The following is a 13,957-nucleotide window of genomic DNA, read 5'->3' as shown; positions in this document are numbered from 1 at the left end:
GCCGCGTCTCATCTGGATGGATCAGGTCCCGGCGGGTCAGCCCTCGCGCGGCTTCAAGGCGCGGATATATTTGACGATCTGGTCGATCTGCGCGTCACTGAAGCTCTCGCCGAATGCCGGCATCGCACCTTGCTTGCCGATCTTGATACGGTTGTGCAGAAATTCGTCGTCTCGTTGCGAATTCATCAGTTGCGGTCCCCTGCCAGCAGCCCGGCCGCCGTCGGAGTGGCAAAAGCCGCAGGTCCCCGCGAACAACTGCTCGACGTCCAACGACCCGTTGTCCGGCGCCGGCGTGGCAGATTGAGCTCGAGCCACCACAACGCACAGCAACGAAGCGCCCAGCACCGCCGGAAGCGACTTCAAATGCAGTTTCAACACGTCCGCTCCATTCCTGAATCACGCCCGGCCGCTGCAATCGACCGAGGAGCGGGTTTGCACCCGCTCCTCGGCAGATCGTTTGAGACAGACTATTTCAAGCTGAAGACGACGAGGGCGCCGTCGTCACGCGGCATGCTCTTGTAGACGCCGCCGAAGTTTGGCGCATATTCGTCCGCCAGCATGCCGCCGAAGCCGGCCGCCACGGCGATATATTGCTTGCCGCCGACGGAGTAGCTGACGATACCGCCCTGGTGGCCGGTGCCGTTGTTGTGCTTCCACAACTCGGCCCCGGTTTCGGCATCGTAGGCGTGAAGGATGCCACGGGAGTCGGGTACGAACACAAGATTACCCCCGGTCGACAAAACGCTCCCAAGCGGCGGCTCGGGAAAGCGAACCTCCCATTTCTTCGCGCCCGTTATCGGGTCGCGCGCGTCGAGATGTCCGTAGATCTCGCCGCTCGGAGGCGGCACCATCTTGAAGTCGGCGCCGATATTGAGCTGGACCTGAGGCGCGGTGACCGGCGTCGTCTTCTGAATATCCAGCGTCATGCACCATTCCTGGCCGATCTTGTAGTAAAGACCGGTCTTCGGGTTGTATGAGCCGGCGTTCCAGCTGATGCCGCCGCCAATGAAGGGACACAGCGGTACTTCAGTGACTTTCCCGACAGGGAAATCGCGACGGCCGATCAGCGCGCCCGTCTTGGGATCGATATCCTTGACGAAGTTGATGTTCTCAACCAGCCGCCAGACGTTCTTCACGCCAAGATTACGGTCGTAGACGAAGACGAAGCCGCCCTTGTTCGGATGAACCACGTATTTCTGGCCGTCGCGCTCGAGCATCACGAACTCGCCGACGGCGCTGTCGAAGTCCCAGGCGTCGTGAGGCAGTTCCTGATGGTAGGATTTCAGCTTTCCGGTATCGATATCGAGAGCGATGACCGAACTCGTATAGAGATTGTCGCCGGGACGCGCACCTTGCGTCTTGTAATCAGCGCCCGACCAATCGTAGAGCGGCGCCGGGTTCGCGGTGCCCCACAGGACGGAGTTGGTCTCGGAGTCGTAGGTGCCCGGCATCCAGCCGCCGCCACCGCCCGTGCGCCAGGAATCGTTGCCCCAGGTCTTCATGGCCTCGTCGGTGCCCGCGACCGTCAGAAACTCCCACTTTTTCTTGCCGGTGGTGGCATCGACGGCGAAGATCGGGCCACGGCCCGGCCATTCACCCCCCTGCGAGCCGATGATGACGCTTCCCTTCGCGTAAAGTGGCGCGCCAGTGAAGCCGACCGTGAGCTTCTGCGAGTCGATCAGCCTGGTTTCCCAGAGAACCTTTCCCGACTTCGCATCGAGCCCGAACAGACGACCATCCATCGTACCGACGAAGACTTTGCCTTCACCAAGGGCTACACCGCGGTTGTAGGGCGAGTGGGTCTGTCGGCTGATGAGCGCCTCATCGAGTTCCGGAAAGAACGACCAGATGACCTCGCCGGTCGCGCCGTTCAGCGCAAAGACCCGACTGTACGAACCCGAATAATAGAGCACGCCGTCGGCCACGAGCGGCATTGACTGCAGGCCGCGCGTCGATCGTCCGGGAATGTGCGTCCAGGCTACGCCCAGATTGCCGATGTTGCTCGCATTGATCTGCGCGAGCGGGCTGTAGTGATGGGATTTGTATGAACCATGATAGGTGAGCCAATCGTTCTGACCGGCGTTCTCGATCCGGGCAGTATCCACGGATTGGGCCAACGCCGCCGACGCCGCAAGTGTCGCGCCGACAACAAGAGGTAGACCAGAATTACACCAACGCTTCTTCATCCGTTCCTCCCGCTTTTGTGTTTTGTTGAACTCGCGTCTCGCAGACGCTGCGAGGGATGTTTGCAGCTCGCTAAGTGTCGGTTCTTCTCCATCGCATATGAGCTGCCAACAGCTCTCGATCTCTCTCGGCGGACATCGCCAAAAGGAGCTACGTTTCCTGGACTGGTTGCTGTTGCACTCCTGCTCGCTCTCACAGAGTACGCCGGATGAGGGAGGGCGCAAAGATGGAATGCGCGAGCGGCGCGAATTTAACGCGCAGCACGAATTTGAAACGTCAGCTTCGCTGACCGTTTCGTCTTGGCCGCAGATCTCGGACTCAAAAATCGCAGCGCCCACGGAGAAGCCTCATCGCGTGATCATTTGGACGGGGGCGGCGTCAATCTCTTTTGAGCAATTCAAGAACGGCCATCATACCGGAGCGATATACAAAGCCTTGCTCAAAGCGCGACGCCGCGCCATACAAGTGCCGCGATACGCGACCATTGAATACAAGCAATAATTGATCCACTGACCATCCTCTCCTTCCGCGATTTTGCTCTGAAGACCGAACGGCACCGCGGCCGGCGGCCTGGGCGCGAAGCAGGGCCAAGCTGGAATAAGAAGAATGCCCGTTTCTTTACGAATTGTTCGTTCGACGAAACGTGCCGGCCTTGTTGCGCTCGCCCTCACCGCACTCGCGCAAGCCGCGCACGCCGCCGACAAGCCGCCGCTCGCTCCCGATCCGCCGGCGCCGCTCGCCACGACCTCGCGGGTGTCCGCAACCATCGAGTTCGGTTTGCCGGCGCTCGCCAAGGCGATCGAGCAGGATATCCCCAAGCGGCTTGCCACCATCGACGAGCGCGTCAACTGCGTGCACCGCCGCGTACTGATGTTCCGTGTCAACGCCAATTGCGACGTGTTTGGCTTCGTCAATCGCACCAGCGGCGTCTCGCTCTATGGCCGCGGCGACCGCGTCTATGGTGCAGTCTCGATCTACGGCGCGGCCGAAGGCCAGGGCGCCAACCGCTTCACCGCGCGCATCCGCGGCCAGACCGAAGCGCGCGCGACCATCGAGGCCGAGGCACGGCCCGCGCTGCGCAAGGACTGGTCGCTCGACCTGAATTTCAGCGACTCCTTCCACTGGAGCGAAGCACCTTATTTGCACGTGCTCGGCCGCGAGTTCGATCTTGCGCCCTACGTCGAGCCGCGCATCCGTACGCAGCTCGCGCGCGTGCGATCACGTGCGCTGGCGGCGGCAAGGAAACTCAATCTGCGGGACAAGGCGGCTGCTGCCTGGACGCATGCGTTCGAACCGATGAAGCTCGCCGACGAGCCGCCGGTGTGGCTGCAAGTGACGCCGCAGAGCGCAGCCTTCGCCGGCGTCCGCGCCAACGACAAGGTTCTGTCGGGCTCGCTCGAACTCTCCGGCACTGCAGTGACGTCAATCGGACAACCGGGAGCGAGCGTCGTGCCGACTCCGCTGCCGACGCTAGGCACCAACGTAGCCGCACCGGGCACGTTCGACGTCATCCTCCCCGTTCGCATCGGCTATGACGCGATCAAGGACAAGATCAACCAGGCGATCGCAGTGCTGCCGGCGCAGGACACGAATTTGCGCGAGGTGCAGGTCTATCCGTCGTCGGGCAAGCTTGTGATCGGCCTTCGTCTTGCGAATACCTCTGACAGCGATCCCAATGCGGGGCAATGGAGTTATCTCGCCGCTGCGCTCAAGATTGACGACGGCAATAAGAGCGTAGGTCTTGGCGATCTCGACGTCGCCACACAGGACGGCGGACAGAGCGACACAGCCTTGCAACCGATCGTCGCGCAATTGAAGCAGGCCGTGAACATCGACTACGGCATTTCCTACCAGAACCTGCTGATGGCGGCGAACCAGCGACTGACGCGGCCACTCAAGGACGGCTTTCGCGCAGAAGGAAAGCTGTCGTCGGTTCAGTTCGACAAGGCACTGCTGCTGGCCGACGGTCTGACGCTCGCTCTGCGCGCCAGCGGCGAGCTGAAAATCCTGTACGGGATGTGACCATGCGCAGGACCGGCTTGCAGATGCTGAGCCTATTCGGCCGCGCGGTGATGGCCGCACTCGTCATGTTCGCCGGGTTGGTAGCGGCACGCGCGCAATCGCCCTTCTACGACGCGCCCGCATCGCTCGCGGACGGTCCGCCCGGCAGCCTGGTGCGACAGGAGCCGATGGATGGCGCGCCGCTCGGCGCCTCGAGCTACCGCGTGCTCTACCGATCGACCGGATTGAAAGGCGAGCCCATTCTCGTCTCGGGCGTCGTCATCGTGCCGCAAGGACCGCCGCCACCGGGCGGCCGCCCGATCGTGGCCTGGGCGCATCCAACGTCAGGCATTGTGCCGCGCTGCGCGCCGTCGCTCGCGATCTTCCTGTTCCAGCAGATCCAGGGACTGCGCTCGATGGTGGCGCGTGGCTACATCGTCGCGGCGACCGACTATCCCGGGCTCGGCACGCCGGGTCCGCATCCTTATCTCGTCGGCGAGAGCGAGGGCCGCGCCGTGCTCGACATCGTGCGCGTCGCGCGCGATCTGCCGGGCGCCGGCGGGACTAAGGATTTTACCTTGTGGGGACACTCGCAGGGCGGACAGGCTGTGCTGTTCGCCGGGCAGCTGGCGCCGACCTATGCACCCGATCTCCATCTGCTCGGCGTTGCGGCTGCAGCGCCTGCAACCGATCTTGCCACGCTGATGAGCGACGACATCAACTCCGTCGGTGGCAAGAACATCACGGCGATGACGCTATGGTCGTGGCATCGCGTCTACGGCGCCGCGCTCGACGGCGTCCTCGATCCGCGCGCGCTGCCGGTGATCGACCGGCTGGCACGCGAATGCATCGAAGGCCCCTTCGATATCTTCATCCGGCAGCGGACCGAGCGGCCGCTCCAGAAATATTTTCTGACCGTGCCGGATCCGACCAAGCGCGAGCCCTGGCGCTCGCTGCTGGAGAAGAACAGCGCCGGCACGTTGCCCGCCGGCATGCCAGTGTTCCTCGCTCAAGGGACTGTCGACCAGATCATCCGGCCCGCGGTGACGCGCGCCTATATGGGCCGGCTGTGCAAGGCGGGCAGCCCCGTGAAAATGGTCACCCTTCCCAACATCGGACACGGCCGCGCCGCACAGGCGAGCACGATGGCCGCTGTGAACTGGATGACCGACCGCTTTGCCGGGAAGCCGGCGCCGAACGACTGCGGCGGGTAATCGCCGCAGTCGTTGCCGGAGCGTTAGCTACCCATAAGCGGCAACAGCGTTGTCAGCCGACACGAGACCGCTCTCAACGTCATCCTTGATCGCTGCACGATCGCGCTCCTTGGGGTCGCCGATACCGGCGCCGCCCGGGGTCATCACCAGCAGCCGGTCATCCGGTGGAATGGTCTGAAAGCCCTTGCCACGCATCTTCTGGCCGGACTTCAATCCGACATAGCCGGCCTCGCCGTTCTTGCCGCCGTCGCGACCGCGCGGCGGATGATCGATGCGATCGAATGCAGCGAGGATGTCGAAGGGCGCATCGATGCCGCTGCCGACCTCGATGATCTGGCCGAGGCCGCCGCGGGTGCGCCCTGCCCCGCCGGAATCCGGGCGAAGCTCCTTGCGCCAGAAGATCAGCGGCGTTTGCGTCTCCGCGATCTCGACCGGCGTGCCGCGCACGCCGCTGGGATAGGCGGTGGCCGACAGCCCGTCCTTCGCAAAGCGCGCGCCGGTACCGCCATTCGAAGTTACCGCCATCGAGAACCCGTAATTGCCGCCGGCACCTGAGCGGGTCTGTCCGCGGACGTTGAGATTCCACAGGCACGAGGTACCTTCCGCGGGTACGCGCTCGGGAATGATCTGGCGCAGGCAGCCGAACACCACGTCCGGCAGCATCTGTCCGACGATATGACGCGACGCCACGGGCGCCGGCTTCGGCGCATTCAGGATCGCGCCCGCGGGAGCCGACACCGTCAGCGGCGAGAGCGAGCCGGCATTGTTCGGGATCTGCGAGGCGACGACGCAGCCGAGGCCGAACACGGTGTAGGCCGTGGTGTAGGACAGCGGCACATTGATGCCGAACTTCGAGGCGGCCGAGGTGCCGTCGAAATCGACATGGATGCCCGTCTCGGAGATCGTCAGCGTCGCCGCGAGCGTCACCGGCGCATCATAGCCATCGACGACCATGGTGTTGTGCCAGCTGCCCTTCGGCAATTTCGCGATCTCGGCCAGCACGGCCTCGCGCGAGCGGTCGCAGATATAGTCGCCGAGCTCGTCGAGCGTGTCGATATCGAACTCGGTCATCATCTCGACCAGGCGTTCGCAACCGACGTCGTTGCACCCGGCGAGCGAATAGGTGTCGCCCTCGGTGTCGATCGGCAGCCGCGTGTTGGTGCGGATCATCGCCATTAGCGTATCGTTGACGACGCCCTGGTCGATCAGCTTGAGCATGGGGATGTAGAGCCCCTCCATGAACACGTCGGTGGCGTCAGGGCCGAAGCCGATGCCGCCGATGTCCATGAGATGGCTGGTGCAGGAGAACAGCGCGACCGGCTTGCCGTCCTTGAAGCAGGGCGTGGTGACGACGAAGTCGTTGAGATGACCTGTGCCCATCCAGGGATCGTTGGTGATGTAGGCGTCGCCTTCCTTCATCGTCTCGATCGGGAAATGCGCAATGAAGTGCTTGACCGATTCCGCCATCGAGTTGACGTGGCCGGGCGTACCGGTCACCGCCTGCGCCAGCATCCGTCCCCTGAGGTCGAACACGCCGGCGGAGAGGTCGCCGCATTCGCGCACGATCGGGCTGAAGGCGGTGCGGAGCAGCACCTGCGCCTGCTCCTCGACCACGGCGATCAGCCGGTGCCACATGATCTGGAGGTCGATCAGGCTCGCGCCATTTGCCTTGGTCATGATCAGGCCGCCTTTCGTTCCATGACGATGCTGCCGGCACCGTCGATATGCGCGTCAAAACTGTTGGAGACGAAGGTGGACGTCTCGTCCTCGGCGATCACGGCGGGACCCGCAATGGTCGCGCCCGGTGCCATGTCCTCGCGGCGATAGAGCGGGATCTCGATCACCTCCCCCGCGCGTCCGTCGAAGAATTTGCGGCTGCCCGAGGCCTTGCCGGCGGGCTTGCGCGCGACGGAAGCGACGACAGAAGGATTGTGCGCATCGGTGGTCGCGAGCACCGACCAGCTCAGGACCTCGATCGCAGCGCCCGGGATCGGCCGCTCGAACATCGCCGAATAGTCGGCCTCGAACTTCTGGCGCAGGCCGGAGAGATCGGCCGATGTCAGCCGCCGGTTCGGCAACTCGACCGAGATCTCGTGGCCCTGGCCGACATAGCGCATGAAGGCCGCGCGACGTTCGCGCACCGGCGCACCGGCCGCGCCCGGCTCCACCAGCGCGCGCGCTTCAGTCACCATCTCCTGGAGCAGGTCCGAGACCCCCTCGGTGTCGAAATCATCGAGGCGGACATGGCGGCTGCGCACCAGCTCGTAGGCAATGGGAGCAGCCAGGAAGCCGACGGCCGAGCCGACGCCGGCATTCGAGGGCACGATGACCCGCGAGACGCCGATCTTCTCGGCGACGCGCGCCGCATGCAGCGGCGCGGCACCACCGAAGGCGATCAGCGTGTGCTGGCCGACGATCTCGCCGCGCTCGACCGCATGCACGCGCGCCGCGCTCGCCATGTTCTCGCAGACGACCTCGTGCACGGCATAAGCCGCGGTTTCCGCCGACAGCCCCAGCGGCTCACCGACGGCGCGCAACAGCGCCTCCTTTGAAAGCTCCGGGTTGAGCTTGATCGTGCCGCCCGCAAAGGCATCAGGATCGATCATACCGAGGGCTACGTCCGCATCCGTCACGGCCGGACGCTGGCCGCCGCGGCCGTAGCAGGCAGGTCCCGGCTCCGACGAGGCGCTCTCGGGGCCGACAGTGACACGCTTCATTGCATCGACATGCGCGATCGAGCCGCCGCCGGCGCCGATCTCGACCATCTCGATCACGGGGATGCGCACCGGCAGGCCGGAGCCCTTCAGGAAGCGCGCCGCGCGATCGACCTCGAACACGCGCGAGGTCTCGGGCTGGTATTTTTCGATCAGGCAGATTTTTGCGGTCGTGCCGCCCATGTCGAAGGACAGCACCTTGCTCTCGCCGAGCCGCGCTGCGATCTGCGCCGCGAAGATCGCGCCGCCGGCGGGACCGGATTCGACGAGGCGCACCGGAAAGCGCCGCGCCGTCTCGATCGAGGTGACGCCGCCGCCGGAGGTGACGAGATAGATCGCGCCGCGGAACTGCTCGACCTGCAAGGCATCCGCCATGCGGGCGAGATAGCCGTCGATCAGCGGTTGCACATAGGCGTTGGCGACTGCGGTCGACGTGCGCTCGTATTCGCGGATCTCCGGACACACCGCAGAGGACACGGTCACGGAGATGCCGGGCATCTCCTCGCTGAGGATCGCGGCCGTGCGGCGCTCGTGCTCGGGATTGGCGTAGGAGTGCAGGAAGGCGATCGCGACGCTCTCGACGTTCAGCGCGCGCAATTTTGGCGCGAGTGCACGTACTGCCGCCTCGTCCAGCGGGAGGCGAACGGCGCCGTGTGCGTCGATCCGCTCCGGCACGGTGAAGCGGAGAGACCGCGGCGCCAGCGGCCTCGGCTTGTCGATGCCGAGATCGTACTGATCATAGCGGCTCTCGGTGCCGATATCGAGCACGTCGCGAAAGCCGTCGGTCGCAATCAGCGCGGTCTTGGCGCCGCGGCGCTCGATGATCGCATTGGTCGCGAGCGTCGTGCCATGAATGAAGACGTCGATGTCGCTCATATGCGCGCGCGCGTCAGCGAGAATGAGACGCATGCCGTCCAGCACCGCCTGCTCGGGCCGCTGCGGCGTCGTCAGCACCTTGCGCGTCTTGCGATCCTGCCCCACGTCCAGCACGATGTCGGTGAACGTGCCACCGATATCAACGGCAAGCCGCACCTCGGCTCCCTCAAGCATTCCAAATTCTCCGTGCTGATCGACAAACTGCGCGAAAACCGCAGCAATTTTCATACCAGCGACAACGCCCGGGGTGAAGCGTCCGAGCCGTTTTGCGTGGCACCTATGCGGTAGAAGGGTGCGGCCCACGCGCTCAGAGCAGGAATGCAAGCGCCGCCTCGCAGCGCTCCTCGACCTTGAGCGTGAGGAGATCGTCGGCGCGGGTGCGTCCGAGATTGACCGCGGCGATCGGGATCTGCCGGTTCGCGGCAGACTGCACGAAGCGGAATCCGGAATAGACCATCAGCGAGGAGCCGACGATCAGCATGGCGTCGGCCTGCGCCAGATGATCCTGCGCGGCGGCGACCACGTCGCGCGGCACGTTCTCGCCGAAGAACACCACATCGGGCTTGAGGATGCCGCCGCAGGCTTCGCAGGCGGGCACCTTGAACGACGAGAAATCCGCATGCTCGAGATCGGCGTCACCATCAGGCGCATCCGCGGCGTCGAGCGTCAGCCATTCCGCATTGGCACAGCCGAGCCTGTCCTGGAATTCGTTGCGCGGGGTCTTCGCCCCGCAGCCCATGCAGCGGACCAGATCGAGCCGGCCATGCAAATCGATCACCTGCCGGTGGCCGGCGGACTGATGCAGCCGGTCGACGTTCTGGGTCAGCAGCATCTCGCAGCGCCCGCTCGCCTCGAGCCGGGCAAGCGCATGATGCGCATCGTTCGGCCTCGCCTGGCCGAACCGCCGCCAGCCGATCAGGCTGCGCGCCCAATAGCGCTGGCGCGTAGGCTCTTCCGACATGAAGGCCTGGAAATTGACCGGCTGGGTCCGCTTCCAATTGCCATGGCTGTCGCGGTAATCGGGAATGCCCGAATTGGTGCTGCAGCCGGCGCCGGTCAGCACGAACAGACGTTCGTGCCGGCCGACAAAATCTTCGAGCGAACGGTTTGCCTGCGGAGGGTTTGCCATGGCGCAGATGTAGTCTGCGCCGTGTCGTTTTGCCAGATGTCCGCCGCCGCAACGTGACAGCCGCCCGCGGTCGAAGCCGGTCAACTCTAGCTGGCCCAGTTCTCGCGAAACTCGGGGAACAGCGTCAGGCCTCCGCAGGCGTAAATGGTCTGGCCCGTGATGTAGCTGGCGTCATCCGAGGCGAGGAAGGCGAACACGGCGGCGATCTCTTCCGGCGCGCCGACCCGTCCCAGCGGAATGTGGCTGGTGACGACGCCGCGCTTGGCGGGATCACCCGTCCACGCCGCGTTGATCGGCGTGTCGATCGCGCCCGGGCCGACCGCATTGACGCGAATGCCGCGGCCGGCGAATTCCAGCGCCAGCGTGCGCGTCAGATTGGCGATGCCGCCCTTGCTGATCGAATAAGCGAGATAGCCCGGCTTCGGGATGATCTGGTGGACGCTGGAGCAGTTGATGATGCTGCCGCCTCCGCCGCGCGCGACGAAATGGGCGAGCGCCTTCTGCGCGCAGAGCACGGCGCCGTTGAGATTGACGTCGATGATGCGGCGGTAGGTGTCGATGTCGAGCGCCTCGCTCGGCGACTCCCGCTGGAAGCCGGCATTGTTGACGAGGCAGTCGAGCCGCTTCCAGCGCGAAAGCACCGTCTCGAACATCGCAGCGACCTCCTGCTCATTGCTGACATCGGCCTTGACGACGACATGATCGAGCTTGCCGTGGCCGCGGTCAGCCGATCCTGTCCTTGCAAGCGCGAGCGTCTCCTCGGCCCGCTCGGGGTGATCGACATAATTGATGGCGACGGTCGCGCCCTCCTGCGCGAGCCGGATGGCGACGGCGCGGCCGATGCCTTGCGAGGCACCGGTCACCAGCGCGTATTGGCCGACGAGGCGGGAGGAAAACGGGGTCGAGCGATCGGTCTGCGGCATGAGCTTTCTCCGGGGATGCTTCATCATGGACGGAACCGGCGTTTTGTTCCATCCCGCTTGCGCATCGCAGGGATTCACTCGGCGCGGCGCGCGAGCGGCGAGGTCAGGATCTGGTAGAGAATGATGGCGCCGAAGGTCGCCGTGCCGATCCCGCCGATCGTGAACGCGCCGAATTTGAGCGTGAGATCACCCGCGCCCGCGGTCAGCGCCACAGCGACGGTGATCAGGTTCGCCGGATTTGCGAAGTCGACCTTGTTCTCAACCCAGATCCGGCCCGCCATCGCGGCGATCAATCCGAACAGCACGATCGAGAGGCCGCCGATGACGGGACCCGGGATCGACAGGATCAGTGCGCCGAATTTCGGCGAGAAGCCGAGCAGGATCGAGACCGTGGCCGCGAATGCAAACAACAGTGTCGAATAGACTTTCGTCGCCGCCATGACGCCGATGTTCTCGGCATAGGTGGTGACGCCGGTGCCGCCGCCGCAGGCTGCCACGATGGTCGCGAGGCTGTCGGCGAACAGCGCGCGGCCGAGATAGGCATCGAGGCTCCGGCCCGTCATCGCGCCGACGGCCTTGATGTGACCGAGGTTCTCGGCGACGAGGATGACCGCAACCGGCGCGATCAGAAAGATTGCATCGGCGTGGAACGTCGGCGTGGTAAAGCTTGGCATGCCCAGCCAAGGCGCGGCCGCGAGCTGCGCGAAGTCGATCGGCTTGCCGAAGCCGAGGCCGTTCGCGAACAGCAGGTACAGGAGATATCCGCCGATCGCACCGAGGATGATCGGTAGGCGGCGCCACAGGCCTGGAGCGGCAACGGCCACCACGCCGATGATCAGCACCGTCGCGAGCCCGATCCAGGTGTCGAACGCGTTGACGCTCACCGCCTTGACCGCCACGGGCGCGAGATTGAGGCCGATCGCGGCGACCACGGCGCCGGTGACGGCCGGCGGCATCAGGCGCTCGACCCAGCCGACGCCCGACCACATCACGATCAGCGCGATCACGCCGTAGAGCACGCCGGCGCCAACGATGCCGCCGAGCGCGACGGAAAGGTTTGGATTCGGCCCCTGCCCGGCATAGCCGGTGGCGGCGATGACGACGGCGATGAACGCGAAGCTCGAGCCGAGATAGCTCGGCACGCGCCCGGCGACGATGACGAAGAAGATCAGCGTGCCGATGCCGGAGAACAGGACCGCAACATTGGGATCGAACCCCATCAGCAGCGGCGCGATGATCGTCGAGCCCGACATCGCGACGCAATGCTGGAGACCGGAGACGACGGTCTGGCCCCATGACAGCCGTTCCTCCGGCATGATCACGCCCGAGGCCTTGAATTTCCAGCGCGGAAAATAGCTTTGCGGCTGCTCGTCCGAGCCCATCGTGGTTGTCATATTCCCCCCGTTGCGGTGCAGCGACCGATCTTCGTGCGATCCGACAAAAATGTGATTGTCGCTTCTGCGGCGACCATCACATGATGCGAGTCATGCAAGATTCAAAGCTTGCAAAATTGAGATCTTGCAGAATCAAAAATCAATGCGTTCCGGGGCACACACTATGACACAAGTCGCGATCCAGCCAGCCGTCCATCGCCGGCATCAACCCTGGTACAAGATCCTCTACATCCAGGTCCTGATCGCGATCGCACTCGGGGTGCTCATCGGCTATTTCTATCCCGATCTCGGCAAGGAGCTGAAGCCGCTCGGCGACGGCTTCATCGCGCTGATCAAGATGATGATCGCGCCTGTCATCTTCTGCACCGTGGTGCACGGCATTTCCTCGATGGGCGACCTCAAGCGCGTCGGCCGAGTCGGGCTGAAGTCGCTGATCTATTTCGAGACGGTCTCGACCGTCGCGCTCGCCATCGGCCTGCTGGTCGGCGAGATTCTCCAGCCCGGGCACGGCTTCAACATCGATCCCGCCACGATCGATCCGAAGTCGGTCGCGACCTACGTCACCAAGGCCAAGGAGGAAGGCATCGTCGCCCATCTGATGGCGATCATTCCCGACAGCTATGTGGGCGCGATCGCGCGCGGCGACCTGCTTCAGGTGCTGCTGATCTCGATCCTGTCGGGCTTCGCCATCGCCTTCCTCGGCAAGGCCGGCGAGCCGATCGCGGAGGCGATCGACAAGGCCGCGAAAATGTTCTTCGGCATCATCCGCATCATCGTGCGCGTGGCGCCGATCGGTGCGTTCGGCGCGATGGCCTTCACCGTCGGCGCCTACGGCCTCGGCTCGCTGCTCAACCTCGCCGCCCTGATCGGCACGTTCTATCTCACCAGCATCCTGTTCGTGCTGATCGTGCTGGGCTCGATCGCGCGGCTCTCCGGCTTCTCGATCCTGCGCTTCATCGCCTACATCAAGGACGAACTCTTGATCGTGCTCGGCACCTCCTCGTCGGAAACGGTGCTGCCGCAGATGATCCAGAAGATGGAGCATCTCGGCGCCTCACGCTCGGTGGTCGGCCTCGTCATTCCGACCGGCTACAGCTTCAACCTCGACGGCACCAACATCTACATGACGCTGGCGACGCTGTTCCTGGCGCAGGCGACCAACACCCATCTGACGATCTGGCAGGAGCTCGGAATTCTCGGCATCGCCATGATCACCTCGAAGGGCGCCTCGGGCGTGACCGGCGCCGGGTTCATCACGCTTGCCGCGACGCTCTCGATCGTTCCCGACATCCCGATCCAGTCGATCGCGATCCTGGTCGGGATCGACAAGTTCATGAGCGAGTGCCGCGCGCTGACCAACCTGATCGGCAACGGTATCGCCTGCGTCGTCATCAGCATCTCCGAAGGCGAGCTCGATCGCGAGGCGCTGCACGAGACCATGGCGCATCCGCTGGAGATGGGCGAGGCGCTGGAACCGGGCGGCAGCGCGGCCTCATAGGCCGCGCCACGCAGCCGGTAGAGC

10 protein-coding genes are annotated in these 13,957 nt (G+C 64.5%); 3 read left to right on the top strand and 7 right to left on the bottom strand.

Going from position 1 to position 13,957, the window contains the following annotated elements:
* Positions 1–36: 36 nt before the first annotated feature.
* The gene (locus tag IVB46_RS15825; RefSeq protein ID WP_135214749.1) at positions 37–378 is read right to left on the bottom strand and encodes a cytochrome c; all 342 of its coding nucleotides are present in this window, start codon (positions 376–378) and stop codon (positions 37–39) included.
* A gap of 89 nt (positions 379–467) precedes the next feature.
* The gene (locus IVB46_RS15820) at positions 468–2,186 is read right to left on the bottom strand and encodes a PQQ-binding-like beta-propeller repeat protein (protein ID WP_063981075.1); all 1,719 of its coding nucleotides are present in this window, start codon (positions 2,184–2,186) and stop codon (positions 468–470) included.
* 604 nt (positions 2,187–2,790) lie between these two features.
* Between IVB46_RS15820 and IVB46_RS15815 the strand changes: the two genes are divergently transcribed.
* The gene (locus IVB46_RS15815; protein WP_247302353.1) at positions 2,791–4,206 is read left to right on the top strand and encodes a DUF4403 family protein; all 1,416 of its coding nucleotides are present in this window, start codon (positions 2,791–2,793) and stop codon (positions 4,204–4,206) included.
* 2 nt (positions 4,207–4,208) lie between these two features.
* Positions 4,209–5,399, top strand: coding sequence for an alpha/beta fold hydrolase (locus IVB46_RS15810; RefSeq protein ID WP_247343072.1), 1,191 nt, complete (start codon positions 4,209–4,211; stop codon positions 5,397–5,399).
* A 27-nt stretch (positions 5,400–5,426) separates the two neighbouring features.
* Here IVB46_RS15810 and IVB46_RS15805 read toward each other — a convergent pair whose 3' ends face one another.
* The 5 genes from IVB46_RS15805 to IVB46_RS15785 form a co-directional block, all read right to left on the bottom strand.
* Positions 5,427–7,076 carry a hydantoinase B/oxoprolinase family protein gene (locus IVB46_RS15805; RefSeq protein ID WP_247302349.1) on the bottom strand — a complete coding sequence of 550 codons (1,650 nt, stop codon included), beginning with the start codon at positions 7,074–7,076 and terminating at the stop codon, positions 5,427–5,429.
* A 2-nt stretch (positions 7,077–7,078) separates the two neighbouring features.
* Complete coding sequence (locus tag IVB46_RS15800; RefSeq protein WP_247302347.1) at positions 7,079–9,163, bottom strand: hydantoinase/oxoprolinase family protein; 2,085 nt, start codon at positions 9,161–9,163, stop codon at positions 7,079–7,081.
* A 133-nt stretch (positions 9,164–9,296) separates the two neighbouring features.
* Positions 9,297–10,118, bottom strand: a complete 822-nt coding sequence (locus IVB46_RS15795; RefSeq protein WP_247302344.1) for an NAD-dependent protein deacetylase — start codon at positions 10,116–10,118, stop codon at positions 9,297–9,299.
* Positions 10,119–10,204: 86 nt separating this feature from the next.
* Complete coding sequence (locus IVB46_RS15790; protein WP_247302342.1) at positions 10,205–11,041, bottom strand: SDR family oxidoreductase; 837 nt, start codon at positions 11,039–11,041, stop codon at positions 10,205–10,207.
* 74 nt (positions 11,042–11,115) lie between these two features.
* The gene (locus IVB46_RS15785) at positions 11,116–12,435 is read right to left on the bottom strand and encodes a solute carrier family 23 protein (RefSeq protein WP_247302341.1); all 1,320 of its coding nucleotides are present in this window, start codon (positions 12,433–12,435) and stop codon (positions 11,116–11,118) included.
* Positions 12,436–12,598: 163 nt separating this feature from the next.
* Between IVB46_RS15785 and IVB46_RS15780 the strand changes: the two genes are divergently transcribed.
* Positions 12,599–13,933 (top strand): dicarboxylate/amino acid:cation symporter, encoded by a 1,335-nt coding sequence (locus tag IVB46_RS15780; RefSeq protein WP_071909716.1) that lies wholly within the window; start codon positions 12,599–12,601, stop codon positions 13,931–13,933.
* Positions 13,934–13,957: the final 24 nt, after the last annotated feature.

Origin of the sequence: Bradyrhizobium sp. 61 (assembly GCF_023073075.1) — a bacterium.
GTDB classification, from domain to species: Bacteria; Pseudomonadota; Alphaproteobacteria; order Rhizobiales; family Xanthobacteraceae; genus Bradyrhizobium; species Bradyrhizobium barranii.
The sequence above is the reverse complement of the archived record's forward strand: the minus strand, read 5'-3'. Positions and strand labels throughout refer to the sequence as shown.

Excerpts from the sequence above, each read along its gene's own strand:
- IVB46_RS15820 (WP_063981075.1), bottom strand. The coding sequence starts at position 2,186 with ATGAAGAAGCGTTGGTGTAATTCTGGTCTACCTCTTGTTGTCGGCGCG.
- IVB46_RS15815 (WP_247302353.1), top strand. The coding sequence starts at position 2,791 with ATGCCCGTTTCTTTACGAATTGTTCGTTCGACGAAACGTGCCGGCCTT.
- IVB46_RS15810 (WP_247343072.1), top strand. The coding sequence starts at position 4,209 with ATGCGCAGGACCGGCTTGCAGATGCTGAGCCTATTCGGCCGCGCGGTG.
- IVB46_RS15805 (WP_247302349.1), bottom strand. The coding sequence starts at position 7,076 with ATGACCAAGGCAAATGGCGCGAGCCTGATCGACCTCCAGATCATGTGG.
- IVB46_RS15800 (WP_247302347.1), bottom strand. The coding sequence starts at position 9,163 with ATGCTTGAGGGAGCCGAGGTGCGGCTTGCCGTTGATATCGGTGGCACG.
- IVB46_RS15795 (WP_247302344.1), bottom strand. The coding sequence starts at position 10,118 with ATGGCAAACCCTCCGCAGGCAAACCGTTCGCTCGAAGATTTTGTCGGC.
- IVB46_RS15790 (WP_247302342.1), bottom strand. The coding sequence starts at position 11,041 with ATGCCGCAGACCGATCGCTCGACCCCGTTTTCCTCCCGCCTCGTCGGC.
- IVB46_RS15785 (WP_247302341.1), bottom strand. The coding sequence starts at position 12,435 with ATGACAACCACGATGGGCTCGGACGAGCAGCCGCAAAGCTATTTTCCG.
- IVB46_RS15780 (WP_071909716.1), top strand. The coding sequence starts at position 12,599 with ATGACACAAGTCGCGATCCAGCCAGCCGTCCATCGCCGGCATCAACCC.